This window comes from Enterobacter sp. CFEC122, from assembly GCF_052983755.1.
This window is the reverse complement of sequence record NZ_JBRIQR010000142.1, coordinates 1-402: the sequence shown is the minus strand read 5'-3', so window position 1 is coordinate 402 and position 402 is coordinate 1. Positions and strand designations below refer to the sequence as shown.

General features: G+C 52.7%; 1 pseudogene. It reads left to right on the top strand.

Annotated features, from left to right (window positions below):
* Nucleotides 1-402: pseudogene (locus ACVCAM_RS26520) on the top strand (IS1 family transposase); the annotation flags it as partial.

Genomic DNA, 402 nt, shown 5'->3' with positions numbered 1-402 from the left:
TACTGAAGGCGTGGTGCGTAACGGTAAAAGTACTGCCGGACATCAGCGCTATCTCTGCTCTCACTGCCGTAAAACATGGCAGCTACAGTTCACTTACACCGCTTCTCAACCCGGTACGCATCAGAAAATCATTGATATGGCCATGAATGGCGTCGGATGTCGCGCCAGTGCACGCATTATGGGCGTTGGCCTCAACACGATTTTACGTCACTTAAAAAACTCAGACCGCAGTCGGTAACCTCACGCATACAACCGGGCAGTGACGTCATTGTTTGCGCGGAAATGGACGAACAGTGGGGTTATGTCGGCGCTAAATCACGCCAGCGCTGGTTGTTTTACGCGTATGACAGGATACGGAGGACGGTTGTGGCGCACGTATTCGGTGAACGCACGTTGTCCACG